The following is a 23,912-nucleotide window of genomic DNA, read 5'->3' on the forward strand; positions in this document are numbered from 1 at the left end:
ACGAATCGCGCGGGCAAACCGCGTCGGGGAAGAGGAAACACGCATGACCACCACACGGCGCGGCCTGCTGCGGGCCGCCGGCGCCACCGCTTCCATGGCCGCCCTCACCGGCGCCGCCGCGGCCCAGTCCTTCCCCTTCGCGCCGAACCAGCGCTACCCGGACCCGGCGGTGCAGATCCTCGACCCGAGCTTCGCGCGCTACCGAATCTACAGCAGCACCGTCGAACAGCTCGGCACCGGCATGCGCTGGGCCGAAGGCCCCGCCTACTTCCCCGAGGGCGGCTACCTCCTCTGCAGCGACATCCCGAACAACCGCATCATGAAGTATGACGAGAAGGACGGCTCCTTCACCGTCTTCCGCCATCCCGCGAACTACGCCAACGGCAACGCGCGGGACCGCCAGGGCCGCCTCGTCACCTGCGAACACTCCGTCACCCGCCGCGTCACCCGCACGGAAAAGGACGGCTCCATCACCGTCCTCGCCGACAGCTTCGAGGGCAAGCGCCTCAACGCGCCCAACGACATCGTGGTGAAGTCCGACGACACCATCTGGTTCACCGACCCGACCTTCGGCATCAACGGCGAATGGGAAGGCAGCCGCGCGCGGCCGGAACAGGCCACCACCAACGTCTACCGCCTGACGCCGGACGGAAAGCTCACCGCCGTCATCACCGACATCCTCAACCCCAACGGCCTCGCCTTCTCCCCCGACGAGCGCAAGCTCTACGTCGTCGAATGGCGCGGCACCCCCAACCGCAGCATCTGGAGCTTCGACGTCAACAACGACGGCACGGTCGGCAACAAGACCAAGCTGATCGACGCCGCCGACCAGGGCGCGCTGGACGGCTTCCGCGTGGACCGCGACGGCAATCTCTGGGTCGGCTACGGCAGCAACGGCGCCCTGGAGGCCGAGCCCGCCCGCATCGGCAACCGCATGGTCCACCAGCTCCGCGGCAAGCCGGAAGACCTCGACGGCGTCATGGTCTTCAACCCGCAGGGCAAGCCCATCGGCTTCATCCGCCTGCCCGAACGCTGCGCCAACCTCTGCTTCGGCGGCCCCAAGGGCAACCGCCTCTACATGACCAGCAGCCACTCCCTCTACGCCCTCTACGTGGAAGCCCACGGCGCGGTCTGAACCGCGCCGGAGCGGGCGCCCCGGCCGTCACCGGCCCGCGGCGCCCGCTCCCCGGCGCGCCTCGCGCTCCGCCTCCATCCGCGCCCGCACCCCGCCATCCACCCCGGTCCCCTGCGGCACCGGCTGATGCACGGAACCCGCGGTCACCGGCCCCGGCGGCGCATCCTCCATCTGCGATCCATGCACCAGGTCGCCCGCCAGCCCCCGCGCGAGCGACGGCCAGACCTGCGAGCCCAGCACCGCCCCGCGCGCCTTCCACCCCACCGAGTATTCCTGCACCGGGTGCAGCGACACCCAGATGATGGAATCCACCACCTCCTCCGGCCCATCCATCGTCGCCACCCGGGACTGCCGGCCCGTGTAGTTCCCCGCATGGTCCCAGAACGGCGTGTCCACCGCCCAGGGCAGCACATTCGCCACCTTGATCGTGGAGGTCCGCTGCAGCCGCATCTCCTCGTTGATCGCGCCGCCCAGCGCCAGCAGCGCCGCCTTCGTCGAGGCGTAGCTCGCATGATACGCCATCGGCACATGCCCCTCGACCGAGGAGATGTTCACCACCACCCCGCCACCCTGCCGGCGGAACTGGCGGATCGCGGCATGCGTGCCGAAGATCGCCCCTTTCAGGTTCACATCCACGATCCGCGCATGATCCGCGACCGGGATCTCCTCGAACCGCCCGATGGACGCGACGGCCGCATTGTTGATCCACACATCGATCCGCCCGAAGCGCTCCACCGCCGCCCGCGCCAGCCGCTCCACCGCCGCCTCGTCGGCCACATCCACCGGCACCACCAGCGCCTGGCCCCCACCGGCCCGCACCTCGGCCGCCACCTCCTCCAGCACCGCGCCCCGCCGCGCCGCCAGCACCACATTCGCCCCGTAGGTGCCAAGCTTCACCGCCACCCCGCGCCCGAACCCGCTGGATGCACCCGTGACCACATAGGTCCGCCCCGCCACCCGCGCCCGCTCCGCGCCCAACTCGGAAGGCGCCGAACACCCGGACAGCATCGCCCCCGCCAGCGCGACCACGGCGAGGGGCAACAGATGGAATGGCAGCAAGGAACGATCCTCCGGCACGATGCAGGCCTCCCGCGTAGAACCCGCCACCCCCCGCATCGTTCCGCCCGGGTCACGCGCGACACGCCTCGCGCCAACACAGCCGCGTGCGCGGCGCCGCACGATTCACATGCGGCAAGGAAAACGACGCCCCACCCCCGCAGCATCCCCGCCACGATCAAGGAACGCTGGATGCCCGTCGCCCTGAAGCCCCTCTCCCAGCAGGTCATCGTCATCACCGGCGCAAGCAGCGGCATCGGCCTCGTCACCGCCCGCATGGCCGCCCGCCAGGGCGCCAAGGTCGTGGCCGCCGCCCGCAACGACGAAGCCTTGAACAACCTCGCCGAGGAAATCCGCGCACAGGGCGGCCAGGCCATCGCCGTGCATTGCGACGTCGGCAAGGAGGAGGACGTCAAGAACCTCGCCGACACCGCCATCCGCGAATTCGGCCGCATCGACACCTGGGTGAACAACGCCGGCATCTCCATCTTCGGCCAGGTCTGGGACGTGCCCATGGCCGACTGGCACCGCATGTTCGACACGGTCTACTGGGGCGTCGTCCACGGCTCCCTCGCCGCCCTCGCCCATTACCGCGAACGCGGCGGCCCCGGCGCCATCATCAACGTCGGCAGCTTCTTCGGAGACCGCGCCCCCGCCGTCCAATCCACCTACGCCTCGGCGAAGTTCGCCGTCCACGGCTTCACCGAAGGCATGCGAACGGAGCTGGAGCACAACGGCATCCCCGTCTCCGTCTCCCTCATCCACCCCGGCCGCATCGACACGCCCTACAACGAGCACGCCGGCAACTTCATGCCCATGCAGCCCGTCCACCGCGGCATGATCTACCCGCCCGAAGCCGTCGCCGAAGCCATCCTCTGGTGCGCCGAACACCCCAAGCGCGACATGTATGTCGGCTCCCAGGCCAAGGCCGCCGCCCTCATCGGCTTCCTCGCCCCGCACTTCACCGACTGGGTGATGAAGCGCCTGATGTACACCTCCCACCAGTCGCGCACCCGCCGCTCCAGCGGCCCACCCTCACGCGCCCTCTTCCAGCCGGGCTATGGCGGCCATGAACGCGGCACCCACGAACCACACCTCCTCCGCAAGCACAGCTTCTACGTGAAGGCCACCAAGCGCCCCGTCGCCACCGCGGCCCTCCTCACCGCCGCCGCCCTCCTCATCGGCTCCGCCCTCCGCCGCACGGATGAGTGGGACACCTGACCCGCGCCCCCACGCGAACCAGGCCCCACTCCGGGGGGAGGCGCCACCGCCTCCCCCCGCCACCCTCACCGCATCGGCGGCGCGTATTGCAGCCCACCCCTGGTCCACAGGTTGTTGATCCCCCGCTGCACCCCCAGCGGCGTGATGTTGCGCTCCCACATCTCCCCGAAATTCCCCACCTGCCGGACAATCTGCACCGCCCAGTCCGGCGAAACCCCCAGCGACCGGCCCAGATCCCCCGTCGCCCCCATGAACCGCTGAACCTCCGGATTCGTGTTCCCCCGGAACGTCTCGATGTTCTGGCTCGTGATTCCCAGCTCCTCCGCCGTCAGCTGCGCGAAATGCGCCCAGCGCACGATGTCGAAGAACTTCCAGTCCCCCTTCCGCACCACGCTCCCCAACGGCTCCTTCGAGACGATCTCGGGCAACAGCACATACTGGCTCGCATTCTCCCCCTGCGTGTACCGGAACGCGGCCAGCGAACTCGCATCCGTCGTGAACGCATCGCACCGCCCGTTGATGAACGCCGCCCGCAACTCCTCCAGATTCTCGATCACCAGCGGCGTGAACCGCATCGCATGAACCCGGAAGTAATCCGTCAGGCTCAGCTCCGTCGTGCTCCCGGGCTGCACGCACACCGTCGCCCCATCCAGCCCCCGCACCGAGGTCACGCCGGAAGCCGCCTTCACCATGAAGCCGGTGCCGTCATAGAAATTGATGCTCGCGAATTCGAGCCCCAGCGCCGCCTCGCGCCCCAGCGTCCAGGTCGTGTTCCGCACCAGCATGTCCACCTCGCCGCTCTGCAAGGCGGTGAACCGGTTCGTCGCCGTCGTGTTGATGAACCGAACCTTGTTCGCATCGCCCAGGATCGCGGCCGCCACGATCCGGCACCCATCCGCATCCAGCCCGCGCATCACCCCCTGGCTGTCCGGCAGGCTGAACCCCGCCGTCACCCCCGCCACGCCACACAGCAGCGCCCCGCGCGCCCGAATGGCCCCGATCGTATCCGCCGAACCCTGCGCCCCGGCCACCCCGGCCATCCCGCACAAGGCCACCACCCCCAACGCCACGCGCCCCAGCGCGGCCCGCATCCCCGTCATCATCGCGCAAAGCATCCCCGAATTCTGGTTGAGATGCGCGCGACCGGCAGCCTTCCCCGGGGGGCCATGTCTCCGGCCCTCTGGGGGGCGAGGCTAACGGGCGGGATCAGAAACGATCAAGCGCGGTCTGTCCTCGGGGGAAAGCGCCGCTTTCCCCCAGACCCCCTATCGCCGGGGTGGCAACGGCCACCCCGGACCCCGCGGACGGTTGGGCGCACTCCCGATGCACAACTTGGAAAAGCCCTCGCCGCGCCGTCCAGAGTTTTGTTCCCACGCAAGAACGCGGTCTTTGGGGATTAAAGAGCAGACCCTTTGGAGCCGCACCTTCATCACACTCGCCTGCCCCGGAACCTCTGTCTACTTCTCAGTCATCCAGCCGTCCGAGGTTGCACAGCTTGGCATGTTAGAAATCTGCGTAACCTATTCGCGGCACAAAGGCTGCGATCCACTGGAAGGCCGCTAACGAAATTCTCCAGCTTGCACGGCATCGCGCCGACTGCGATGTGGGCACCTGTCTATGGATTGAGCCATTCCGCATCAAATGCTAGGAAATTCCGGGTTGTTCTGTGGGTAGGAAACCAATGTCCAACGGCCAATCATTAGAAATAAGCGGTTACAGCACGCTTCTTACAACAGCTGCGATATGGGACAGGCGCCTCAGCAAAGAAGAAAAAGCACAACTCGTCATCCGGGCTCACAGAAAAATGGTTGATAGAGGAGCCGCCGCACCGGTAGCTATGCATGACTTAATGCGGGAGGCGGAGGAGCGGAGTTACCTTGACTTGCGACGCCCGCAACATGTGCGGCCAGATACGACGCTCTACAAGAAAATGAAAAGGGAGCATTTAGATCGGTTTTTTGCGGATGGAGAAATGCTGATTAGCACACTCTCGGTGTATAGAAGCATTGAGAAGGCTCCTATCGAGGACGGAGCTGAAGGGCAGTTCCTTGCAATCGCTGAAGGAGCGAGCAGGACATTTATGCTCGAAGCAACCACAGGCGCCCACGCCTTCATATACTGCATGACTAACGACCCGAACTCCGCGTTTGATGGGTATGATGCCACCTTGGTAATCAAAGACAATCGGGGCTTTATGAATGCGCTCCACACTGCATTACGCGATCAACTTCGAAATGAGCACGGAATTTCTATAGATAAAGTCATGCTCCGACGTTGTCATTATCAGTTTACGCGGGCAGTGATTGGCGACCTCAATCCAGCGGCGTTCAGGCATCCAGATAACCCAGGTAAGATAAGTCTTTGGAGCAGATCAGCTGAACTCGTTCACAACGGCCAGTTCGTAATAAAACACAAAAAGTATGAGCAAGATAGTGAGTATAGAATAATCTTTATTTGTAACGCCGAGCCGCCTCCACGTTTGTTGATCTGCTGCCCAGAAGCCAGGCGCTTCTGTTCGGTTTCGACTTAGAATCGCCTCTTCAGCTTCGAACTAACAAGCAAACTCAGTTGACTTTTTTCCTATTTCCTGCCACACTCCCACCCATGCCCCTCCCCCACGCCCCCCGCCTAACCCCTCCCGCCCCCTACGCCCCGCTCACCGACCTCCAATTCCACGCCCTCCTCCCCTACCTCCTCCACCGCGCCCCGCAGGGCCACAAAATCGCCGATCTACGCGCCCGGATGGATGCCATCTTCCGCGCCACCGCCTCCCACGCCCCCTGGCGCGAAGCCCAGGCACCGGGCGCCAAACCCGAAACCATCGCCCGCCACTTCCGCCGCCTCACCCATGCCGGCCTATGGGAACGCCTTCTCATCGCCCTGGCCGAATCCGCCCCCACCCACCCCCTGCGGCAGATCGAACACCTCATCGTCCGCGCCTGCCGCCGTGCCCACCGCATCCTCGGCATGGCCTTCCTCCTCCTCATCCGCCGCATCGGCCTTCGCTCGGCGCTGAACGGCCCCCCCTGGCTCCTGCCAGACCCCGATTTGTCCGAACGCCTCTCCCGCCTCCCCATCCCCTTGAAAATCCCGCAAACCCGCGCCGGCCGCACCCGCCGCGTCGAATACCTCCGCGCCCTGAAGCACCTCTTCCGCGCGGCGGAGGGCCGCGCCCGCATCCCCCGCTCCGTCCGCCTCGCCTGGCCCTGAACCAAGCCATGCAGCCCAGGAAGAACCCCACCCCGGAAAGCCCCCTCGACAAGCCCCGCCCGCCTGCCCAAAAACCGCCCATGCCGAATGCCGCCGAAACCCCCGCCAACCTCCTGGATGAAGCGAAGGCCCGCAGCCTCGCCAAGGATTTCGGCCTGAAGGGCGACGAGTTCGACCGCGTGCTGGCCATCCTCGGCCGCACCCCGTCGATGACGGAACTCGGCATCTTCTCCGTCATGTGGTCGGAACACTGCTCCTACAAATCCAGCCGCGTCTGGCTGAAGGAACTGCCGACCAAGGCCCCCTGGGTCATCCACGGCCCGGGCGAGAACGCGGGCGTCATCGACATCGGCGACGGCCTGGCCGCCATCTTCAAGATGGAAAGCCACAACCACCCCAGCTTCATCGAGCCCTACCAGGGCGCCGCCACCGGCGTCGGCGGCATCCTGCGCGATGTCTTCACCATGGGCGCCCGCCCCATCGCCAACCTCAACGCCCTGCGCTTCGGCGATGTGAACCACCCCCGCACGAAGCAAATTCTCGATGGCGTCGTCCGCGGCATCGGCGGCTACGGCAACTGCGTCGGCGTCCCCACCGTGGGCGGAGAGGTGAACTTCCACCCCGCCTACAACGGCAACCCCCTCGTCAACGCCATGACCGTCGGCATCGCCCGGAAGGACCGCATCTTCCTCAGCGCGGCCGCCGGCATCGGCAACCCCGTGGTCTATGTCGGCAGCAAGACCGGCCGCGACGGCATCCACGGCGCCACCATGGCCTCGGCGGAATTCTCCGAGGACGCGGAGGAAAAGCGCCCCACCGTCCAGATCGGCGACCCCTTCGCCGAAAAGCTCCTCATCGAAGCCTGCCTGGAGCTGATGGAAACCGACGCCATCGTCGCCATCCAGGACATGGGCGCCGCCGGCCTCACCAGCAGCAGCGTCGAGATGGCCGGCAAGGGCGGCGTCGGCATCGAACTCATCATGGACAACGTCCCCCAGCGCGAGGAGGGCATGTCCGCCTATGAGATGATGCTGAGCGAAAGCCAGGAGCGCATGCTCATGGTCCTCAAGCCCGGCCAGGAACACGTCGCCCAGGCCATCTTCGAGAAGTGGGAGCTGGACTTCGCCATCATCGGCCACCTGACGGACACGGGCCGCATCACGCTGCGCCACAAGGGCATCCTCGAGGCCGACATCCCCCTCGCCCCCCTCGAATCCGAAGCCCCCCTCTACCGCCGCCCCACCACCGAAACCCCGAAGCAGCCCCTGCTCGAAGCCGCCTCCGTCGCGGACCCCGTGGGCATCGGCGCCGCGCTGAAAACCCTCCTCGCCAGCCCCGACCTCTGCTCCCGCCGCTGGATCTGGGACCAGTATGACAGCACCGTCGGCGGCCAGACCGTCCGCCGCCCCGGCGCCGCCGACGCCGCCATCGTCAAGCTGGAAGACAGCCCCCGCGCGCTGGCCATGACCACCGACGTCACCCCCCGTTACGTCGCGGCAGATCCCGAGGTCGGCGGCGCCCAGGCCGTCGTGGAAACCTGGCGCAACATCACCGCCACGGGCGCGAAGCCGCTGGCCATCACCGACAACATGAACTTCGGCAACCCCGAGCGCCCCGAGATCATGGGCCAGTTCGCCGCCGCCATCCGCGGCATGGCCGCCGCCTGCCGCGCGCTGGACTACCCCGTCGTCTCCGGCAACGTCAGCCTCTACAACGAAACCCGCGGAAACGTGGCGAACCCGGTCAGCATCCTCCCCACCCCCGCCATCGGCGGCGTCGGCGTCATCGAGGATGCGCGGCAGGCCACCGGCATCGCCCCCCAGCCCGGCCACGACATCATCCTCCTCGGCGAAACCCGCGGCCATCTCGGCCAGTCCATCTGGCTGCGCGAGATCGCGGGCCGCGAGGAAGGCGCCCCCCCGCCCGTGGACCTCGAGGCCGAGCGCCGCAACGGCGACTTCGTGCGGGAGAACATCCTCGCCGGCCGCATCGCCGCCTGCCACGACCTCGCCGATGGCGGCCTCCTCGTCGCCCTCGCCGAAATGGCCCTCGCCGCCGATCTCGGCCTCGCCATCGAACCCGCCCCCGCCGGCACCCCCGCCCACGCCTTCTGGTACGGCGAGGACCAGGCCCGCTACCTCTGCGCCACCGCCAACCCGGACGCCCTGCTGGAAGCCGCCAAGGCCGCCGGCATCCCCGCCACCCGCATCGCCAAGGTCACGGGCAACAAGGCCTTGGCGCTGCCCGGCCACCCCGCCATATCCCTGGACGAGCTGCGCGCCGCGCATGAGGGCACCCTCCCCGCCCTCATGGCCGACCGCTGAGGAGACCCGAGACATGGCGATGCCCGCCGCCGAGATCGAAGCCCTGATCCGCGCCGCCCTCCCCGACGCCCAGGTGACGATCGAGGACCTGGCCGGCGACGGCGACCACTACGCCGCCACCGTCGTCTCCCCCGCCTTCAAGGGCCTCTCCCGCGTGAAGCAGCACCAGCTCGTCTATGCCGCCCTCCAGGGCCGCATGGGCGGCGAGCTCCACGCCCTCGCCCTCCAAACCTCCGCACCCGATTGAAGGGAACCCCCGGAATGTCCGACAACCCCGTCTTCCAGACCATCCGCTCCGAGATCGAGAGCAGCCCCGTGACCCTCTTCATGAAGGGCACACCGGTCTTCCCCCAATGCGGCTTCTCCGCCCGCGTGGTGCAGATCCTCTCCCACATGGGCGTCCCCTTCCACGGGGTGAACGTCCTGGCCGACCCCGACGTGCGCGAGGGCATCAAGGCCTATTCCAACTGGCCGACCATCCCCCAGCTCTACGTGAAGGGCGAGTTCGTCGGCGGCTGCGACATCATCACCGAGATGTTCCAGTCCGGCGAGCTGGCCACCCTCCTCACCGAGAACGGCATCCCCCACACCCAGGCCGCGTGAGCTCCCCGGGCGCTCTCGCCAACGCCTCCTGGAAGGTCGCCCTGGCCGTTACCCTGCTGATGCAGACGGTGGCGGCCTTCCTCAACCAGTGCGTGCCGGTGCTCGCCCCCCTCCTCACGGGCAGCGCCGGCCTCCCGCCCGAGGCGGCGGGGCATCTCGCCGCCCTGGGCACGCTGGGCATCCTGGCCTTCCTCGTGCCCGGCAGCCCCATCCTCGCCCGGCTCGGCCCCGTCCGTACCCTCCAGGCCGGGGCCCTCATCGCCGCCGCCGGCATGGCGCTAGCGGGGCTGGGAGGCATGCTGGCCCTCGGCCTCGCCGCCTTCCTCATCGGCGTCGGCTACGGCCCCACCCCGCCCGCGGGCAGCCGCATCCTCGCCGCCACGGCCCCGCCCCGGCACCGCTCCCTCATCTTCTCCGTCAAGCAGGCCGGCGCCCCACTGGGCGGCATGCTCGCCGGCCTCGTCATCGCCCCGGTCGGCGCCTATCACGGCTGGCCCGCGGCCCTGGCCCTGGCCATCGCCCTCGCCCTGCTCTCCGCCGCACTCATCCAGCCCAGCCGCCGCTCCCTGGATGTGGAGCGCGAACCGGACCGCCCCGTGCACCCCCGCGCCCTCTTCGGCCGCGGCAACCTCGTCGGCCCCTTCGCAGCGCTCCGCCTGCACCCGCTGCTCCCGCCCCTCACCTGGCTCGCCTGCTCCCTGGCGACCGTGCAGGGCTGCTTCTTCGCCTTCGCCGTCACCTGGCTGACCGAGACCCGGCATCTCAACCTGGTGCAGGCCGGCGCGGTTTTCGCCGCCATGCAGGCGGGCGGCGTGCTCGCGCGCATCATCCTGGGATGGCTGGCGGACCGCACGGGCAATGCCGCGATGAATCTCGTCGGGCAGGGGCTGGGCGGCGCGGCGGTGGTCACCGTCTTCGTCCTGCTGCCGCCGCTGGGCTTCCCGGGCACGCTGCTGCTCGGCCTACTGGCGGGGTCGCTGGTGGCGAGCTGGAACGGCATCTACCAGGCGGAGATCGCGCGGCTCTCGCCTCCGGGCCGGGTGGCGGAGGCGACGTCGGGGTCCACGACGCTGTGCTTCCTTGGCTACCTCATCCCGCCCGCGATCTTCGCGGGGCTGGTGACGCTTACGGGCAGCTGGCTGCTGCCGCAATTGCTGGCGGTCGGGCAGCTCGTGCTGGTCTCGCTGCTGGTCCTGCCCCGGCTGCGGCGGGGCGGATAGGAAAAGGGCCGGGGAGGTCACCCTCCCCGGCCCCGTTCCCGCACGGAGGCGCCTCAGCGCATCGGCAGGGCGTAGAGAAGGCCACCGCGCGTCCAGAGCTCGTTCGGGCCGCGGGCCAGGCCCACCGGCGTCCTCGGGCCCATATGGCGCTCGTAGATCTCGCCGTAATTGCCGATCGCTTTCACGATGTTCACCACCCAGTTCGGGTCCAGCTTCAGGGACTGGCCCAGCTCCGGCGTCACGCCCAGCAGGCGGCGCGTGTCGGGGTTGGTCGTGGTGCGCTTCACCTCGTCCACGTTCTGGGAGGTGACGCCGCTCTCCTCCGCCTGGATGACGGCGTTCACGTACCAGCGGACCACGTCGTACCATTCGTCGTCGCCGCGGCGGACATAGGGGCCGTAGGGCTCCTTGGAGAAACGCTCGGTCAGGATGGTCCAGTCGGACGGGTTGGGCATGGCGGAGCGGATGGCGGCGAGCTGCGAGGCGTCGGTGCCGAAGCTGTCGCAGCGGCCGGCCTGGAGCGCGGCGGCCGCCTGGTCCGTGCGCTCGAACAGCACGGGGCTGAACTGGAGGTTCTGGCTGCGGAAGTAGTCGGCCGTGACCATCTCGTTCGTGGTGCCCTGGATGAGGCAGATGGTCGCGCCGGCCATGTCCGACGCCTTGGCGATGTTGGCGTTGGCGCGGACCATGAAGCCATGGCCGTCATAGAAGTTCGGGGTGATGGCGCGCAGGCCGAGCGTCACGTCGCGCAGCATCGTCTCGGTGCTCGTGCGGAAGAGCACGTCCACCTCGCCCGAGCCGAGGGCGGTGAAGCGGGTGGAGGAGCTGAGCGGGCTGAAGCGCACCTTGTTCGGGTCGTTGAACAGGGCCACCGCCAGGCCGCGGCAGAAATCCACGTCGAAGCCCTGCCAGACACCGCGCGCATCGGGAGTGGCGAAGCCCGCGATGCCGGTGTGGATGCCGCAGACGAGCTGGCCGCGCGCGCGGATCGCATCAAGCGTGGCGCCGGCCTTGGCCGGCTGGCCGGCGCCGAAGAGCGCGGCGGCGGCCGCGGCGGTGGCCAGGATTGCGCGTCTCAACATGGGTTTCTGCCTTCCCTGATTCGTATCGGGAGCGTGCGAAGCCCGGCCGGTGCAAGTCAACACGCGCGAGAGCCCGTATCGGGGCCTGCCAGGCGGGCGGGCGCGCAAGGGGGAGGCAACCGGCGCCCTTCTGCCTAAGGTCGCGTCGCTTTCCTCAGGCGGAGAGCGGCGCCGGCCGCCGGCGCTGCCAGGCGACGGCGAAGACGAGGGCGAGCATGACGGCGGCGGTGAGGGCGGCGGGGATGTTCACCTGGTTCACGCCCAGATTCGCGGCCACCACCCCGGTGAAAGCCCAGAGCAGGGCGGCGGCGAACCAGCCGGCATCGCGCCGCAGCAGCCAGGTGAGCGCGGCGGCGGCGCCGCCGGCGGCGAAGAGGATGACCACGGCCGCCAGCGTCGCCGCCATGCCGTTCTCGGGCAGGATGCCGGCCTGGCGGGCGGCGGAGGAGAGGTTCACGAAGCTGGCCGCGGTCAGCCAACCGGCGAGGAGCCCCGTGAGGGGCGAGACGATCCAGCGCGGGCCGAAGCCGGGCTCGGGCGTGCTGCGGGCGAGGAAGAGGGCCGTGAGGGCGCAGGCGAGGCTGATGAGGATGATGAGGAGCAGCCCGAAGCCGACCGAGCCGGTGAGCTGGGAGGTGACCTGCCAGAGCGTGTTGGCGGCGAAGCTGCCGGCCAGCGGCCAGCCGGTGCGGCGGGCGAGCGCGCTGTCCCGGTTCGCGGGCAGGAACTGCCAGATGCCGTAGGCGGCGGCGAGGAGGAAGATCACGCTCCAGATGGAGAAGGCATAGCCCGCCGGCACGACGGGCGTGCGGGTGGCCGCGGAGACGGCGGCCATGGAGGTGCCGAAGCCGAGCGCCGGGAGGAAGGCCGTCGCGATCTGCACCCAGGGCAGGATGAGGCAGAGAAGGCGGCGGAGATGGTCCTGCGGCATGGTGGGCGGTTCCCCGGCTTGGATGGGCCGAAGGTTAGGCCCTTCCGCCGCGCGCACAACGTGGGGGCGCGGCGGGGGTTTGGGGGCCCGGAACGAGGAACCCCCTTCGCGGATGGGCAGGGCCTTGCGCCCTGCCCGCCGTCATCAGCGCGAGTAGAACTCGACCACCAGGTTCGGTTCCATCTGCACGGGGTAGGGCACGTCCGACAGCTTGGGGGCGCGGACGAAGGAGCCCTTCATCTGGCGGTGGTCCACCTGGATGTACTCGGGCACGTCGCGCTCGCCGGACTGGGCGGCGTCGAGCACGGCGGTGAGGCCCTTGGACTTCTCCTTCACCTCGACGATGTCGCCATCCTTCACGAGATAGGAGGGGATGTTCACGCGCTTGCCGTTCACGGTGACATGGCCGTGGTTGACGAACTGGCGCGAGGCGAAGGGGGTGACCGCGAACTTCATGCGGTACACCACCGCGTCCAGCCGGCGCTCGAGCAGCTCGATCAGGTTCTCGGAGGTGTCGCCCTTACGGCGCACGGCCTCGTCGTAATACTTGCGGAACTGCTTCTCGCCGATGTTGCCGTAGTAGCCCTTGAGCTTCTGCTTGGCCATCAGCTGGATGCCGAAGTCGGTCGGCTTGTTCTTACGGCGCTGGCCATGCTGGCCGGGGCCATACTCGCGCTTGGCGATCGGGGACTTGGCGCGGCCCCACAGGTTCACGCCGAGGCGGCGGTTGATCTTGTACTTGCTTTCCGCGCGCTTGGTCATGCGCCGGCTCCTTCATCGCTCGTCCGGGCTGCGCCCCCGCATTCGCGGTGTGGCTTTGCCCGTGGTGTTGTCCCGGTAGTCCGTCGGACCCCGCGGAACTGCGGGGGCCGGGGCGGGCGCGCGCCGCTCATGGGTCCGGATCAGGCCGGTGCCCCTGGGTGCGTCCACGTTCCCGGGAAGAGGGGCGGCCGATAGGGGATCGGGCGGCGCTTGTCAAACCCCGTGGGCCCGCTTAACCGGCGTGGCATGGGACTTCGCGAAGACATCCTCATCCTCGGGCTGACGGCGGGGGTGGTCGGCAGCCTGGTCGGCGGGCTGATGCTGGGCATCGGGCTGGGCATGGTGACGCAGGGCGCCCATGCCGGCTGGGTGCTGGTGCTGCCCTCCGCGCCCGTGGCGGGGCTGATCGGGCTGTGGCTGGCCAGGCGGCTGGTGCGGCGGCAGGAGATCGGCGGGCAGGGCTGAGGTCCGGGGCGAGGGTGCGCAGGGGCCGCGCTGGTTGGGCTTCCAACCATTGTCTTAACAGGACGTCATGACCTAGCCTTCATGCGGAACGGCGCGAACAAGCGCCGCCGAGGAGGAACTCATGACGTCCCAGCTCGTGTTGCGATCGGCCCTGGCCGGCGCGCTCTCCCTCGCCTTTGCCTTGCCGAGCCTCGCCCAGCAGCCGGCGCCCGCCTCGCCCCCTGCCGCCTCCCCGCCCGCCTGGGCGCAGGGCCGCTCGGCCGACCAGGCGAACAGCCCCCTCGCCCCGCATGCGCCACGGCTGACCGCGACGCCCGTGGACCGTATCCCGGTCGGTGCCATCCGCCTGCCCCAGGGCTTCCGGGCGGAGCTCTGGGCCTCGGGCATGCCGGGCGCGCGGATGATGGCGCGCGGCGAGGACGGGACGGTCTATGTCGGCACGCGCGCGATCGGGCGCGTATATGCGGTGAAGGACGAGGGCGGCACGCGCACGCCGCGCGTGCTGGCGCAGCGGCTGGACAACCCGAACGGCGTCGCGGTGCGGGACGGCTCGCTCTATGTCATCGCGATCAACCGGGTGCTGCGCTACGACAATATCGCGCAGAACCCGAATGCCGAGCCGGTGGAGCTGACCCAGGCCTTCAACCTGCCGACCGAGACGCATCACGGCTGGAAGTTCGTGGCCTTCGGGCCCGACGGCAAGCTGTACATGAATATCGGCGTGCCCTGTAACGTCTGCACCTTCGACGAGAACCGCCACGCGCTGATCGTGCGCTTCAACCCCGATGGCTCCGGCCGCGAGGTGATGGGCCAGGGCGTGCGCAACTCGGTGGGCTTCGACTGGCGGCCGGGCACGAACGTGCTCTATGCCAGCAACAACGCGCGGGACTGGGCGGGCAACGACACGCCGGAGGACACGCTGCACCGGCTGGCCCGGGCCGGCGAGCATCACGGCTTCCCCTATTGCTCTGGCGCTGCCTGGCAGGACCCGGGGCATACGGGGCGGAAGTGCTCGGAATTCCCGGCGCCCGTCGCGCTGCTCGGGCCGCACACGGCGCCGCTGGGGATGCGCTTCTACAACGGCACCATGTTCCCCGAGGCCTATCGCGGCCGCGCCTTCGTCGCGCGCCACGGCTCCTGGAACCGCGACGCCAAAACCGGCTTCGACGTGGTGACGGTGGCGCTGAACGAGGACGGCTCGCAGGGGACGGTGGAGCCCTTCCTGACCGGGCTGCTCGACAGCGGGGACAACAGCTTCAAGGGCCGGCCGACCGACGTGCTGGTGATGCCCGACGGCTCGATGCTCGTCTCCGACGAGCAGAACGGCGCGATCTACCGGATCACCTATCAGCGGTGAGCGGATTGAAGGCTTGGATCATGGGGCTGGCGCTGATGGCGCCAGCCTTTTTCGCCCCCGCCTTTGTCGGCCCTGCCATGGCGCAGGACGCGGCGGTGGAGCGCGGCGCGGCGGTCGCCGCCGAGCGCAATTGTGGCGCCTGCCATGGAGAACGCGGCGTCTCCGCCACGCCTTCCATCCCCTCCCTCGCCGGGCAGCAAGGCGAGTTCGTCACGCTGCAACTCGTGATGTTCCGCGAGGGGCTGCGCGACGTGCCGCCGATGATGACCGCGACCGAAGGGCTGACGGACACGCAGCTCGAGGATCTCGGGGCCTATTTCGCCTCCCTGCCGCATGGGGTGCCGCCGGACCGCGCGCGGCGGAACGTGGGCGCCTTCAACAACGGGGCGGCGCTGGCGAACCGGCTGCGCTGCGGCGTGTGCCACCTGCCGAACCTGACGGGCCAGGCCCAGGTGCCGCGCATCGCAGGGCAGCGGGAAGACTTCCTGGCGGCGACGCTGAAGGCCTATCGCGATAGCCAGCGGCACGGGACGGATACGCAGATGAACGCGGCGGTGCATGGGCTGACGGACGCGCAGATCGACGCGATCGCGCATTACGTGGCGCAGCGGTGAGGATGCCGGCGGGCGCTTTGCGGGCGTTCTGGGCTGCCGGGCTTCCCGGTGAGGGCCCTGCCCTCTCCGGACCTCTCCCGCCAAGGGCCTGAGGCCATTGGAACCCCGTCTGACTGCCGTGGATACGATGCTCGTAGGGGCGTCTGGTTGAAGGGGATTGATCCTGCGCTTGCAGTCGCCTGAGGTCATCGACCTCAGGCGCCCCGCCAGCTGAGTGATTCCAAACTCGAAGAAAAAGATGATGGGTCGAAGGCACTGCCTTCGACGGGTCCGGGGAGAGGAAGAATTCCTTCTTCCTCTCCCCGGGACAGACCACCGCATCAGGCAAGAGCCCCACGACGATCAAGCCTCGGACGGAATCCGGGGCATCTCGCGATAGGTGAAGTCCGCCCCGGCGATGGCGGCATCCCGCACCGCGAGGTCGAGCAGGTGGTGGTGGGGGGACAGGGCGCAGGCGGGGTCGGTGTTCGCGGCGTCCCCGGTCAGGGCGAAGGCCTGGCAGCGGCAGCCGCCCCAGTCCCGTTCGCGGTGGTCGCAGGCGCGGCAGGGTTCGGGCATCCAGGAGGTGCCGCGGTAGCGCTGGAAGGCCTCGGAATGCGCCCAGATCTCGGCGAGTGAGGCGTCGCGGACATTGGGGAAGTCGAAGCCGGGGAGGCTTTCGGCCGCGTGGCAGGGCAGCGCGCGGCCAGCGGGGGAGACAGCGATGAAGGAGCGGCCCCAGCCGCCCATGCAGGCCTTCGGGCGGCGCGCGTAGTAGTCGGGCACCACGTAGTCGATGACGAGGCGGCCGCGCAGCGCCTCGCGCGCGGCGGTGACGGTTTCGGTGGCGGCTTCGAGCTGGGCGCGACTGGGGAGGAGGGCGTCGCGGTTGCGGAGCGCCCAGCCGTAATACTGCACATGCGCCACCTCCAGCCGGCCCGCGCCGAGATGCAGGGCGAGGTCGATCAGCGCCGGCAGGCGGTCCAGGTTCTGGCGGTGGACGACGGCGTTGAGGGTGAGCGGCAGGTCGGCGGCCTGGACCGCCTCGGCGAAGGCGAGCTTGCGGACATGGCCGCCGCGCAGGCCGCCGATGCGGTCCGCCGAGCCCTCCTCCGCGTCCTGCACGGAGAGCTGGACATGGTCGAGCCCGGCGGCGGCGAGGGCCTTCAGCCGCGCGGTGTCGAGCAGCACGCCTGATGTGATGAGGTTGCTGTAGAGGCCGGCGCGCGCGGCATGGGCGACGATCTCGGGCAGGTCCCGGCGGGCGGCGGGCTCGCCGCCGGAGAGGTGGAGCTGCAGCACGCCGAGGGCGGCGGCCTCGCGGAAGACGCGGCCCCAGGTTTCGGCGTCGAGCTCGGCGGAGGCGCGGGAGAGTTCGACGGGGTTCGAGCAATAGGGGCAGCGCAGCGGGCAGCGATGCGTCAGCTCCGCCAGGAGGCCCAGGGGTGGAGGCGGCGGAGGGAGGTTCATGCGGTGACGACGCCCTTGGCCAGCAGGTCGTCCAGCAGGGTGGTCACGTCGGCGGCGATGGCCTCGCGCGGGGCGTCGAAGCGGGCGGCGAGGTCGTCCACGATCGCGTCCACGCTGCGGCTGCCGTCAAGCAGGCGGAGGATCTCGAGGGCGATCTCATCGGGCACGAAGAGGCGTTCCGGGCCGACCACCACCCAGCGGGCGCGTGCCGCGTCCTCGCGCAGGCGCATGCCGCGGGCGAAGCGGGGGATGGCCGTGGGAGCGATCATGGGATGCCGGGGACGAAGGCGCCCGGCGGCGGCAGGCCGGGGCTGACATAGGCGTGGTGCAGCGCGTCCAGCTGGGCCCAGAGCAGGTCGCATTTGAAGCGGAGCGCCGCCAGCACCTGTTCCTGCTGCGCGCGGCTGCGGGCCTCGCGCGTCACGTAGTCGAGCGCGAAGGCGACGTCCTGCGGCGCCTGGGTGAGGCGCGGGGTGAAGTAGGCGAGCGTCGCCTCGTCCACGAAGTCATAGGCGCGGAGCATGCCGCTGACGCGCTCGGAGATGATGGCGGGGGAGAACATCTCGGTGAGCGAGGAGGCGACGGCTTCGAGGAGGCTGCGCTCGCGCACGAAATGGACATAGGCGTCCACGGCGAAGCGGGTGGCGGGGAGCAGGCCCTGCAGGGAGGTGACATAGCCGTCCTCCAGGCCGAGGCCGCGCGTCAGCACCAGCCAGCGCTCCACGCCGCCGGGCTTGCTGCCGTCGCCGTCATGATCCTCCAGCCGGCGGCGCCATTCGCGGCGGAGCGCGGTGGTGGGCAGGCGGGCGAGGAGGGAGGCGTCCTTCGCGGGGATGCTGGCCTGGTAGTAGTAGCGGTTGAGCGCCCAGGCCTGGACCTGGCCCTTGGTGAGCTTCCCGCCATGCAGCAGGCGGTGGAAGGGATGCAGGTTGTGGTAGCGCTCGGCGCCGATGGCGCGGAGCTGCGCCTCCAGCTCCTCCGGCGCCAGGAGCCGGTCCTTCTCGTCCTGCGGCAGCGCGCTCACGCGGTGATCTCCATGCCGTCCTCGGCCACGTCCCAGCCCGCGGCGGCGACCTGGGCGCGCTCCGGGCTGTCGTCGAGCAGAACGGGGTTGGTGTTGTTCAGGTGGATGAGGATGCGGCGGCGCACGCCGAGATCGGCGAAGGCGGCGATGGTGCCCCCCTCCCCGCTGATGGACATGTGGCCCATCCGGGCGCCGGTCTTGGGGCCGGCGCCGGCGCGGATCATCTCGTCGTCACGGAAGAGGGTGCCGTCGAAGAGCACCAGCTCCGCGCCGCGCAGGCGGATGCGGAGGGCCTCGGTCATCATGGCGCAGCCCGGGATGAAATGGGCGGCAGGTCCCTCCCCGGCGCGGATCGCGAGGCCGATGGTCGCGCCTTCCTCCCCCGGCTCGGCCTCGTCGCGCGTCTCGAGGAAGAGGGGGACCTTGCCGGGGACGGCATAGGCCTCGACCGTGAGGCCGAGCGGCGCGCCTTCGGCATCGCGCAGCGGCAGGGGCGAACCGAGTGGCAGTTCGCGGCGCGGGACGATGGCGGGGTTGAGCGCGCCGAAGATGGGATTGGCCGCGAGCACGCCCAGCGAGGGCGGGGTGGCGTAGAGGGCGAAGGGGTGGCGTTCGCGGAGAGAGAGAAGGCCCGCGACCGTGTCCACCTCGGCGCCCGTGAGCAGCACGGCGGCGATGGGGGAGTGCCGGATCTGCCCGGGGCCGGGCCGCGGGTGCAGGGCGGGCGTGGCGGCGAGCTGGGCGGGCAGTTCGGGGGCGGCATTGAGCAGGACCCAGCGTTCCCCGTCCGCGCTGGCGGCCAGGGCGCATTGGGTGCGGGGGCGCGCGGTGGGATCACCGGCGCGGGCGCGCCGGCAGCCGGGGCCGGCGGAGTTCCATTGCGGAAAGCCACCCCCTGCCGCCGCGCCGAGCACGATCAGCTTGAGCATCGAAATCCTGTCCCCCCGGCGGTTCCCGGGGGGCGCCGGGCGTCAGGCCGTGGCGTCAGATCTCGGCGCAGGCATAGGAGTTGATTTCCATCGCGACGGAGATCTCGACGATCTTGGGGGTCTTCCAGGCCATGTTTCGTTCCTCCTCAGGGCAGCCATGCGGCGCCGGTGGCATTCGGGCGGATTGCGGGGCCGGCGTCAACGGGCGCCCGCAAGGCCTCTCAAGGCGCTATCTGGGGTGGGAACGCCGGATGGCCATCAACGACTTCGTCAGGCCGAAGGCTTTTTCGCGGATGATCTCGGCGTCGTCGAACAGGGCGCGGAACTGGGCCTGGTCCAGCATGCGGGCGGATTGCAGCATTCCCACCGCCTCCGCGACCGTCTCCTGCTTCGGCCAGAAGCCGAGGCGGCGGCGCATGAGGATGCGGTAGGCCCAGGATTCCGGCATCCAGTGCAGGAAGGGCGCCCGGGCATGGGGCTCGACCGGGAACCAGAAATAGGGGGTCTGGACGAAGTAGACGGGGGCGACGCGCTTCACCTCCCGCGCCATGGCGAGCTGGGCGTTCCAGAGGCCGACATGCTCGATGACGGAGTTGGAGAAGGCGACGTCATAGGCGCCGTCCGCCACCTGGGAGAGGCGGGTGGCATCGCCATGCATGACGCGCACATGCTCGACCCGCCCCACATCGGCATGGGCGGGGTCGAGATTGTAGCAATCCACCTGCACCCGGTCGGCGGGAAGTTCGGCGAGCCAGAGACGCCAGAAGCCGGATGTGCCTCCGATGTCGACGATGCGGCAGAGCGGCTTGCGGGCGAGAACCTCGTCCACCAGGGCGCGGAGGCGGGCGAGCCGGGCGCGCCGGTACGGATTGCCGGCCGAATCCGGTCTCACATCGAGCATGGGAATCGCTGTCCTGGCGGAGCGGTCAGCGCCGTCGGTATCGCATCGCGTCCATCTCGAAAAGCGGCAACCGGATCACAAGGAGAGGCTGCGCGTCGCGATTTCGCCAGACTCAGCCACCTGCTGCCATCCTTCGCGCGTCTGCGGCGCATCGGAGAAGCGGAGCGGCGGGCCGATCCTGAGGCTCAGCGGGCGGAAGGGGCGCGGGGCGCGGGCATGGGCCGGCCAGGCCTCGCGGGCGCCCTCGATCCAGCAGGGAACGACCGGGATCTCGGTGCCGGCGACGAGCATGCCGAGGCCGGGCTGGAAGGAGGCCATGGCGCCGCTGCGGCTGCGCGTGCCCTCGGGGAAGAGGATGTAGACGAGGCCGTCCTCGGCGAGGCGGGTCCGCATCGTCTCGAGATCGGCGCGGCGGCTGCGGCCGCGCCAGACCGGCAGGGCGTTGATGGCATAGGCCGAGAGGGCGGCGACGGCATGGTTCGCGAAGAAGAGGTCCCCCGCCGCCATGGCATGGGCGCGGCGCGCCGCCGGGCCGCGGAGCGCGGCGGAGAGGGCCAGCGCGTCCAGGTGGCTGGCATGGTTGGCCACCATCACGAAGGGCGGCTGCGCCGGCAGGTTCTCCCGCCCCTCCACCCGGAAGCCGTGGAAGCTGCGGAGATAGGCGCGCACGGCGCGGCGCCAGGCGGCGTTCACGCCCAGGCCGAAGAGTCCGGGCTCCCGCCCGAGGCTGCGCAGGCGCTCGGCCGGGCGCAGGCCGAGGTCGCGGGCGGGGCGGAGCTTCCAGTCCTCCATCATCCCGTGATGACCCGGGTGGGGGCGGTGAGCCCGAAGCCGAGGAAATACTGCACGAGGTGGAAGATGGCCGGGGCGACGAGGAGGAGGGAGTTGAAGCGGTCCAGCACGCCGCCATGGCCGGGCAGGACCGTGCCCATGTCCTTGATCCCCAGGTCGCGCTTGATGGAGGAGAGGAGGAGGTCGCCCGCCTGGCCGGCGACGCTGACGAGCGCGCCCATGGCGACGAGCCAGACCGGGTTGGCGAGCGGCGTGCCGCGGAAGATGGCGGCGCCGACGAGGGCGACGAGGGTGGTGGTGACCACCACGGCGCCGAGGGAGCCGGAGACGGTCTTGTTCGGGCTGGTGGCGGGCAGCAGCTTCGCGCCACCGATGAGCTTGCCGCAGGTGAAGGCCGCCACGTCGTTCAGCGCGACGGCGGTGAGCAGGAGCAGCACCAGCGGGCGGTAGCCCGGGTCGTTCGCCATGTAGCCGAGATGGGCGAGCCCCGCGCCGAAGAGCATGAAGGCGAGGATGGCGAGCGCCGTGCGCTGGATGTAGCCCGCCGGCCGGTCCAGCGGGATGGTGCAGACGGCCAGCAGGCAGGCCATCAGCGGCCAGAGCGCGGTGAAGAAGCCGTACCAATGGTCCAGCGCCGCGAAGTTCACGGCGAGGATGCCGAGGACGATGACGAGGCTGAGCACCCTTTCGCGGAAGAGGCCGGTGGCCCTGGCATATTCGCGGTAGCAGAACAGGGACAGGACCGTGACGGCGGCGATGGTCCATTCGCGGCCGAGCAGAACGGGGCCGAGCATCAGCGGCAGCAGCACGCACCAGGAGCCCCAGCGCAGCCACAGCTCCTTCCGGAATTCCGGCTCCGCGCGGCCCGATTTCGAGATGGCCAGGATGGCGAGGCCGGAGAGGGCGAGCACGGCCAGTGTGGCAAGGATGATGCCGGTGGTGACGGGATGGGCGAAGGCGCCGCCGGGCGGATGCGGGATCATGCGCGCGTCCTCAGGGCCGTGGCGGCGCCGCCGAGGCGGCGGAGCGCGGTGAGGCCCGCGAGCGCGGTGATGGCGACCAGCGCCCAGAGGGGAAGCCCCGCCTGCCAGGCGAGCGGGGTGACGGCGCACCAGAGGGCGAGCACGGTGACGAGCGCCATGCGCTGCTGCTTGGCCATGGGCCCGCGGAAGTCGCTGGGCGCGCCGGCCGCGCGGCCGGTGGTGCGGATATAGGCGGTGGCCATGGCGGCGAGCGAGGCGGCGAGGCCCCAGGCGGGGCTGCCCGCGGCGATGCCCAGGCCGAGGAGGACGGCGCTGTCGGAGACGCGGTCCGGCACCTCGTTCCACAGCTCGCCGACCGGGGAGGCGACGCCGCGGCCGAGGGCGACCATGCCGTCCATCAGATTGGCCAGGAGCCGCAGTTGGATGAAGAGCGCGCCCGCGAGCCAGAGGGGACGGGCGGCTTCCGGCCACCAGGCGGTGCCCGCCAGGGCGAGGCCGGCGATCAGCCCGGCGACCATGCCCGCGGCCGAAATGCCGTTGGGCGAGGCGCGGCGGCGGATGAGCCATCCGGCGAGGGCATGGGCGAAGCCGGTGTTCCGCGCGGCGATGGGGCGGCGGTCTCCGCCCTGCCCTTCCCCGTCCTTGGTCTGCGTTTCCATGGGGGGCAGTGTGACGAGGCTGGGCGGCCAGGCCAAGCCAAGCCCCGCCGGGGCGGGACAGGGCGGGCCGCCATGTTCGGAGGAGCGGAATTGGAGAGGGTCGGCGTCTCGAAGCTCTGGTCGTTCCTGGACGGGTCCGCGGCGGCGGAGCTGGTGACCAGCGGCCAGGTGCGCAGCGGCCGGGGCTTCCGCGTGGGCAGCTACCCCGAGCTGGCGGCGCGGGTGGCGGAGCTGCAATACCGCAACCGGCACCACGTGCTGCTCTATCGGGGGCAGGAGCGGGACTGGCGGAGCGTGCGGGGCTTCACCACGCTGAAGCCGACCATCTTCCGCCCGCCCGACGGGCGGAAGACGCTGCCGGACCAGCTGGTCGAGGAACGCTACGAGACGCTGCGTCTGGCCGAGCAACGGCTGGCCGAGGGGTTCGAGGCGCTGCGCGCGCTGGGCCGGCAACGCGTGGCGCGCGAGCGGCTCCTGCGCTGGGCTATCCTGCAGCATTACGAGGTCTGCGGCACGCCGCTGCTGGACGTGACGCATTCGCTGCGCATCGCGGCGTCGTTCGCCAGCCTCTCCGTGGGCACCAGCCTTTCCGCAGACGACGAGGCTTGCCTCCTCGTGCTGGCGGTGCCCCATCTCAGCGGCGCCATCACCGCCAGCGCCGAGGGCGGGCTGCAGATCGTCCGGCTGGCGAGCGTCTGCCCGCCCTCCGCCATGCGGCCGCATCTGCAGGAAGGCTACCTGCTGGGCGAATATCCCGAGATGATCGGCCTTTCGCAAAAGCAGCACTACCGGCCGTTCGAAATGGATTTCGGGCGGCGGATCGTCGCGAAGTTCCGCTTCGAGCCGCGCGCGTTCTGGGGCGACCCCGCTTTTCCGTGCGTTCCCCGCGAGGCGCTCTATCCCGCGACGGGGGATTGGCTGGAAGGACTGGCCGCTGGGATCCGGGAAGGGCTTGGGCGTTAGGTGGCCTGGCCAGGTTCTGGGCTGACGGTTTGTCCCGGGGAGAGGAAGAAGGAATTCTTCCTCTCCCCGGACCCCTCCTTCTTCTTTTTCTTCAAGTTTGGAATCACGGGGCTGACGGTGCGCCTGAGGTCTTGGACCTCAGGCGACTTCAACGGCAGAATCAGCACCCTTCAACCCGAGACCCCTTCGATCCGGGGTATCCACGGCAGTCAGACGGGGTTCCAAGGGCCTC

General features: G+C 69.8%; 26 protein-coding genes. 12 read left to right on the forward strand and 14 right to left on the reverse strand.

Annotated features, from left to right (window positions below; genetic code table 11):
- The first annotated feature begins 43 nt into the window (after window positions 1-43).
- On the forward strand, window positions 44-1,135 hold the full coding sequence (locus BUB97_RS21520; protein WP_073138709.1) for an SMP-30/gluconolactonase/LRE family protein: 1,092 nt from the start codon (window positions 44-46) through the stop codon (window positions 1,133-1,135).
- A gap of 27 nt (window positions 1,136-1,162) precedes the next feature.
- Here BUB97_RS21520 and BUB97_RS21525 read toward each other — a convergent pair whose 3' ends face one another.
- Window positions 1,163-2,194: an SDR family NAD(P)-dependent oxidoreductase gene (locus tag BUB97_RS21525; RefSeq protein ID WP_245818405.1), complete on the reverse strand. Its 1,032-nt coding sequence runs from the start codon at window positions 2,192-2,194 to the stop codon at window positions 1,163-1,165.
- 189 nt (window positions 2,195-2,383) lie between these two features.
- Between BUB97_RS21525 and BUB97_RS21530 the strand changes: the two genes are divergently transcribed.
- On the forward strand, window positions 2,384-3,412 hold the full coding sequence (locus tag BUB97_RS21530; RefSeq protein WP_086062446.1) for an SDR family oxidoreductase: 1,029 nt from the start codon (window positions 2,384-2,386) through the stop codon (window positions 3,410-3,412).
- Window positions 3,413-3,477: 65 nt separating this feature from the next.
- On the opposite strand, the gene BUB97_RS21535 is transcribed toward BUB97_RS21530, so the two are convergent.
- On the reverse strand, window positions 3,478-4,527 hold the full coding sequence (locus BUB97_RS21535) for an amino acid ABC transporter substrate-binding protein (protein WP_408906149.1): 1,050 nt from the start codon (window positions 4,525-4,527) through the stop codon (window positions 3,478-3,480).
- A gap of 566 nt (window positions 4,528-5,093) precedes the next feature.
- On the opposite strand from BUB97_RS21535, the gene BUB97_RS25960 reads away from it, so the two are divergent.
- From BUB97_RS25960 to BUB97_RS21560, 6 genes are all read left to right on the forward strand, one after another.
- Window positions 5,094-5,942, forward strand: a complete 849-nt coding sequence (locus BUB97_RS25960; RefSeq protein WP_139281416.1) for a hypothetical protein — start codon at window positions 5,094-5,096, stop codon at window positions 5,940-5,942.
- Window positions 5,943-6,016: 74 nt separating this feature from the next.
- A complete protein-coding gene (locus BUB97_RS21540) occupies window positions 6,017-6,622 on the forward strand; it encodes a transposase (RefSeq protein WP_073138712.1) in 606 nt (201 codons plus the stop codon).
- A gap of 80 nt (window positions 6,623-6,702) precedes the next feature.
- A complete protein-coding gene (gene purL / locus BUB97_RS21545; protein WP_073138775.1) occupies window positions 6,703-8,946 on the forward strand; it encodes a phosphoribosylformylglycinamidine synthase subunit PurL in 2,244 nt (747 codons plus the stop codon).
- A gap of 13 nt (window positions 8,947-8,959) precedes the next feature.
- Window positions 8,960-9,193, forward strand: a complete 234-nt coding sequence (locus BUB97_RS21550; RefSeq protein ID WP_073138714.1) for a BolA family protein — start codon at window positions 8,960-8,962, stop codon at window positions 9,191-9,193.
- 14 nt (window positions 9,194-9,207) lie between these two features.
- A complete protein-coding gene (gene grxD, locus BUB97_RS21555) occupies window positions 9,208-9,549 on the forward strand; it encodes a Grx4 family monothiol glutaredoxin (protein WP_073138717.1) in 342 nt (113 codons plus the stop codon).
- Window positions 9,546-10,769 (forward strand): MFS transporter, encoded by a 1,224-nt coding sequence (locus BUB97_RS21560; RefSeq protein WP_073138720.1) that lies wholly within the window; start codon window positions 9,546-9,548, stop codon window positions 10,767-10,769. The genes grxD and BUB97_RS21560 overlap by 4 nt, the downstream gene beginning before the upstream one ends.
- A gap of 53 nt (window positions 10,770-10,822) precedes the next feature.
- Here BUB97_RS21560 and BUB97_RS21565 read toward each other — a convergent pair whose 3' ends face one another.
- From BUB97_RS21565 to rpsD, 3 genes are all read right to left on the reverse strand, one after another.
- On the reverse strand, window positions 10,823-11,851 hold the full coding sequence (locus tag BUB97_RS21565) for an amino acid ABC transporter substrate-binding protein (protein ID WP_073138722.1): 1,029 nt from the start codon (window positions 11,849-11,851) through the stop codon (window positions 10,823-10,825).
- A 154-nt stretch (window positions 11,852-12,005) separates the two neighbouring features.
- Window positions 12,006-12,782: a hypothetical protein gene (locus tag BUB97_RS21570; RefSeq protein WP_073138725.1), complete on the reverse strand. Its 777-nt coding sequence runs from the start codon at window positions 12,780-12,782 to the stop codon at window positions 12,006-12,008.
- Window positions 12,783-12,926: 144 nt separating this feature from the next.
- Window positions 12,927-13,544: a 30S ribosomal protein S4 gene (gene rpsD, locus BUB97_RS21575; RefSeq protein ID WP_073138728.1), complete on the reverse strand. Its 618-nt coding sequence runs from the start codon at window positions 13,542-13,544 to the stop codon at window positions 12,927-12,929.
- 246 nt (window positions 13,545-13,790) lie between these two features.
- Between rpsD and BUB97_RS21580 the strand changes: the two genes are divergently transcribed.
- From BUB97_RS21580 to BUB97_RS21590, 3 genes are all read left to right on the forward strand, one after another.
- Entirely contained in the window at window positions 13,791-14,009 is a 219-nt protein-coding gene (locus BUB97_RS21580) for a hypothetical protein (protein WP_073138731.1), read from the forward strand.
- Between the two features lie 121 nt (window positions 14,010-14,130).
- Window positions 14,131-15,366 carry a PQQ-dependent sugar dehydrogenase gene (locus tag BUB97_RS21585; protein ID WP_086062447.1) on the forward strand — a complete coding sequence of 412 codons (1,236 nt, stop codon included), beginning with the start codon at window positions 14,131-14,133 and terminating at the stop codon, window positions 15,364-15,366.
- 5 nt (window positions 15,367-15,371) lie between these two features.
- On the forward strand, window positions 15,372-15,980 hold the full coding sequence (locus tag BUB97_RS21590) for a c-type cytochrome (protein ID WP_139281417.1): 609 nt from the start codon (window positions 15,372-15,374) through the stop codon (window positions 15,978-15,980).
- 342 nt (window positions 15,981-16,322) lie between these two features.
- Here the strand turns inward: BUB97_RS21590 and pqqE are convergent, their stop codons facing one another.
- The 9 genes from pqqE to BUB97_RS21635 all read right to left on the reverse strand — a co-directional run bounded on the left by pqqE (window position 16,323) and on the right by BUB97_RS21635 (window position 22,753).
- On the reverse strand, window positions 16,323-17,429 hold the full coding sequence (gene pqqE / locus BUB97_RS21595) for a pyrroloquinoline quinone biosynthesis protein PqqE (RefSeq protein ID WP_073138734.1): 1,107 nt from the start codon (window positions 17,427-17,429) through the stop codon (window positions 16,323-16,325).
- Window positions 17,426-17,698, reverse strand: coding sequence for a pyrroloquinoline quinone biosynthesis peptide chaperone PqqD (pqqD, locus tag BUB97_RS21600; RefSeq protein ID WP_073138736.1), 273 nt, complete (start codon window positions 17,696-17,698; stop codon window positions 17,426-17,428). Before pqqD ends, pqqE begins: the two co-directional genes overlap by 4 nt.
- Complete coding sequence (pqqC, locus tag BUB97_RS21605; protein ID WP_073138783.1) at window positions 17,695-18,444, reverse strand: pyrroloquinoline-quinone synthase PqqC; 750 nt, start codon at window positions 18,442-18,444, stop codon at window positions 17,695-17,697. Before pqqC ends, pqqD begins: the two co-directional genes overlap by 4 nt.
- A 5-nt stretch (window positions 18,445-18,449) precedes the next feature.
- Window positions 18,450-19,382 (reverse strand): pyrroloquinoline quinone biosynthesis protein PqqB, encoded by a 933-nt coding sequence (pqqB, locus tag BUB97_RS21610; protein ID WP_073138739.1) that lies wholly within the window; start codon window positions 19,380-19,382, stop codon window positions 18,450-18,452.
- A 55-nt stretch (window positions 19,383-19,437) separates the two neighbouring features.
- Entirely contained in the window at window positions 19,438-19,557 is a 120-nt protein-coding gene (pqqA, locus tag BUB97_RS21615) for a pyrroloquinoline quinone precursor peptide PqqA (RefSeq protein ID WP_073138742.1), read from the reverse strand.
- Between the two features lie 54 nt (window positions 19,558-19,611).
- Window positions 19,612-20,283, reverse strand: coding sequence for a methyltransferase domain-containing protein (locus tag BUB97_RS21620; protein ID WP_073138744.1), 672 nt, complete (start codon window positions 20,281-20,283; stop codon window positions 19,612-19,614).
- 75 nt (window positions 20,284-20,358) lie between these two features.
- A complete protein-coding gene (locus BUB97_RS21625; protein ID WP_086062449.1) occupies window positions 20,359-21,078 on the reverse strand; it encodes a lysophospholipid acyltransferase family protein in 720 nt (239 codons plus the stop codon).
- Entirely contained in the window at window positions 21,075-22,058 is a 984-nt protein-coding gene (locus BUB97_RS21630) for a phosphatidate cytidylyltransferase (protein ID WP_073138750.1), read from the reverse strand. Before BUB97_RS21630 ends, BUB97_RS21625 begins: the two co-directional genes overlap by 4 nt.
- Window positions 22,055-22,753 (reverse strand): CDP-alcohol phosphatidyltransferase family protein, encoded by a 699-nt coding sequence (locus BUB97_RS21635; protein ID WP_245818406.1) that lies wholly within the window; start codon window positions 22,751-22,753, stop codon window positions 22,055-22,057. Before BUB97_RS21635 ends, BUB97_RS21630 begins: the two co-directional genes overlap by 4 nt.
- A 54-nt stretch (window positions 22,754-22,807) precedes the next feature.
- Between BUB97_RS21635 and BUB97_RS21640 the strand changes: the two genes are divergently transcribed.
- Window positions 22,808-23,680, forward strand: a complete 873-nt coding sequence (locus tag BUB97_RS21640; protein WP_073138753.1) for an FRG domain-containing protein — start codon at window positions 22,808-22,810, stop codon at window positions 23,678-23,680.
- Window positions 23,681-23,912 lie beyond the last annotated feature (232 nt).

Origin of the sequence: Muricoccus roseus, assembly GCF_900141905.1 — a bacterium.
GTDB classification, from domain to species: Bacteria; Pseudomonadota; Alphaproteobacteria; order Acetobacterales; family Acetobacteraceae; genus Roseomonas; species Roseomonas rosea.

What these genes read in the sequence shown, in the direction of transcription:
- BUB97_RS21520 (WP_073138709.1), top strand. Translation starts at nt 44, where the DNA reads ATGACCACCACACGGCGCGGCCTGCTGCGGGCCGCCGGCGCCACCGCT.
- BUB97_RS21530 (WP_086062446.1), top strand. Translation starts at nt 2,384, where the DNA reads ATGCCCGTCGCCCTGAAGCCCCTCTCCCAGCAGGTCATCGTCATCACC.
- BUB97_RS21535 (WP_408906149.1), bottom strand. Translation starts at nt 4,527, where the DNA reads ATGCTTTGCGCGATGATGACGGGGATGCGGGCCGCGCTGGGGCGCGTG.
- BUB97_RS25960 (WP_139281416.1), top strand. Translation starts at nt 5,094, where the DNA reads ATGTCCAACGGCCAATCATTAGAAATAAGCGGTTACAGCACGCTTCTT.
- BUB97_RS21540 (WP_073138712.1), top strand. Translation starts at nt 6,017, where the DNA reads ATGCCCCTCCCCCACGCCCCCCGCCTAACCCCTCCCGCCCCCTACGCC.
- purL (WP_073138775.1), top strand. Translation starts at nt 6,703, where the DNA reads ATGCCGAATGCCGCCGAAACCCCCGCCAACCTCCTGGATGAAGCGAAG.
- BUB97_RS21550 (WP_073138714.1), top strand. Translation starts at nt 8,960, where the DNA reads ATGGCGATGCCCGCCGCCGAGATCGAAGCCCTGATCCGCGCCGCCCTC.
- grxD (WP_073138717.1), top strand. Translation starts at nt 9,208, where the DNA reads ATGTCCGACAACCCCGTCTTCCAGACCATCCGCTCCGAGATCGAGAGC.
- BUB97_RS21565 (WP_073138722.1), bottom strand. Translation starts at nt 11,851, where the DNA reads ATGTTGAGACGCGCAATCCTGGCCACCGCCGCGGCCGCCGCCGCGCTC.
- BUB97_RS21570 (WP_073138725.1), bottom strand. Translation starts at nt 12,782, where the DNA reads ATGCCGCAGGACCATCTCCGCCGCCTTCTCTGCCTCATCCTGCCCTGG.
- rpsD (WP_073138728.1), bottom strand. Translation starts at nt 13,544, where the DNA reads ATGACCAAGCGCGCGGAAAGCAAGTACAAGATCAACCGCCGCCTCGGC.
- BUB97_RS21580 (WP_073138731.1), top strand. Translation starts at nt 13,791, where the DNA reads ATGGGACTTCGCGAAGACATCCTCATCCTCGGGCTGACGGCGGGGGTG.
- BUB97_RS21585 (WP_086062447.1), top strand. Translation starts at nt 14,131, where the DNA reads ATGACGTCCCAGCTCGTGTTGCGATCGGCCCTGGCCGGCGCGCTCTCC.
- pqqE (WP_073138734.1), bottom strand. Translation starts at nt 17,429, where the DNA reads ATGAACCTCCCTCCGCCGCCTCCACCCCTGGGCCTCCTGGCGGAGCTG.
- pqqD (WP_073138736.1), bottom strand. Translation starts at nt 17,698, where the DNA reads ATGATCGCTCCCACGGCCATCCCCCGCTTCGCCCGCGGCATGCGCCTG.
- pqqB (WP_073138739.1), bottom strand. Translation starts at nt 19,382, where the DNA reads ATGCTCAAGCTGATCGTGCTCGGCGCGGCGGCAGGGGGTGGCTTTCCG.
- pqqA (WP_073138742.1), bottom strand. Translation starts at nt 19,557, where the DNA reads ATGCCACCGGCGCCGCATGGCTGCCCTGAGGAGGAACGAAACATGGCC.
- BUB97_RS21620 (WP_073138744.1), bottom strand. Translation starts at nt 20,283, where the DNA reads ATGCTCGATGTGAGACCGGATTCGGCCGGCAATCCGTACCGGCGCGCC.
- BUB97_RS21625 (WP_086062449.1), bottom strand. Translation starts at nt 21,078, where the DNA reads ATGATGGAGGACTGGAAGCTCCGCCCCGCCCGCGACCTCGGCCTGCGC.
- BUB97_RS21630 (WP_073138750.1), bottom strand. Translation starts at nt 22,058, where the DNA reads ATGATCCCGCATCCGCCCGGCGGCGCCTTCGCCCATCCCGTCACCACC.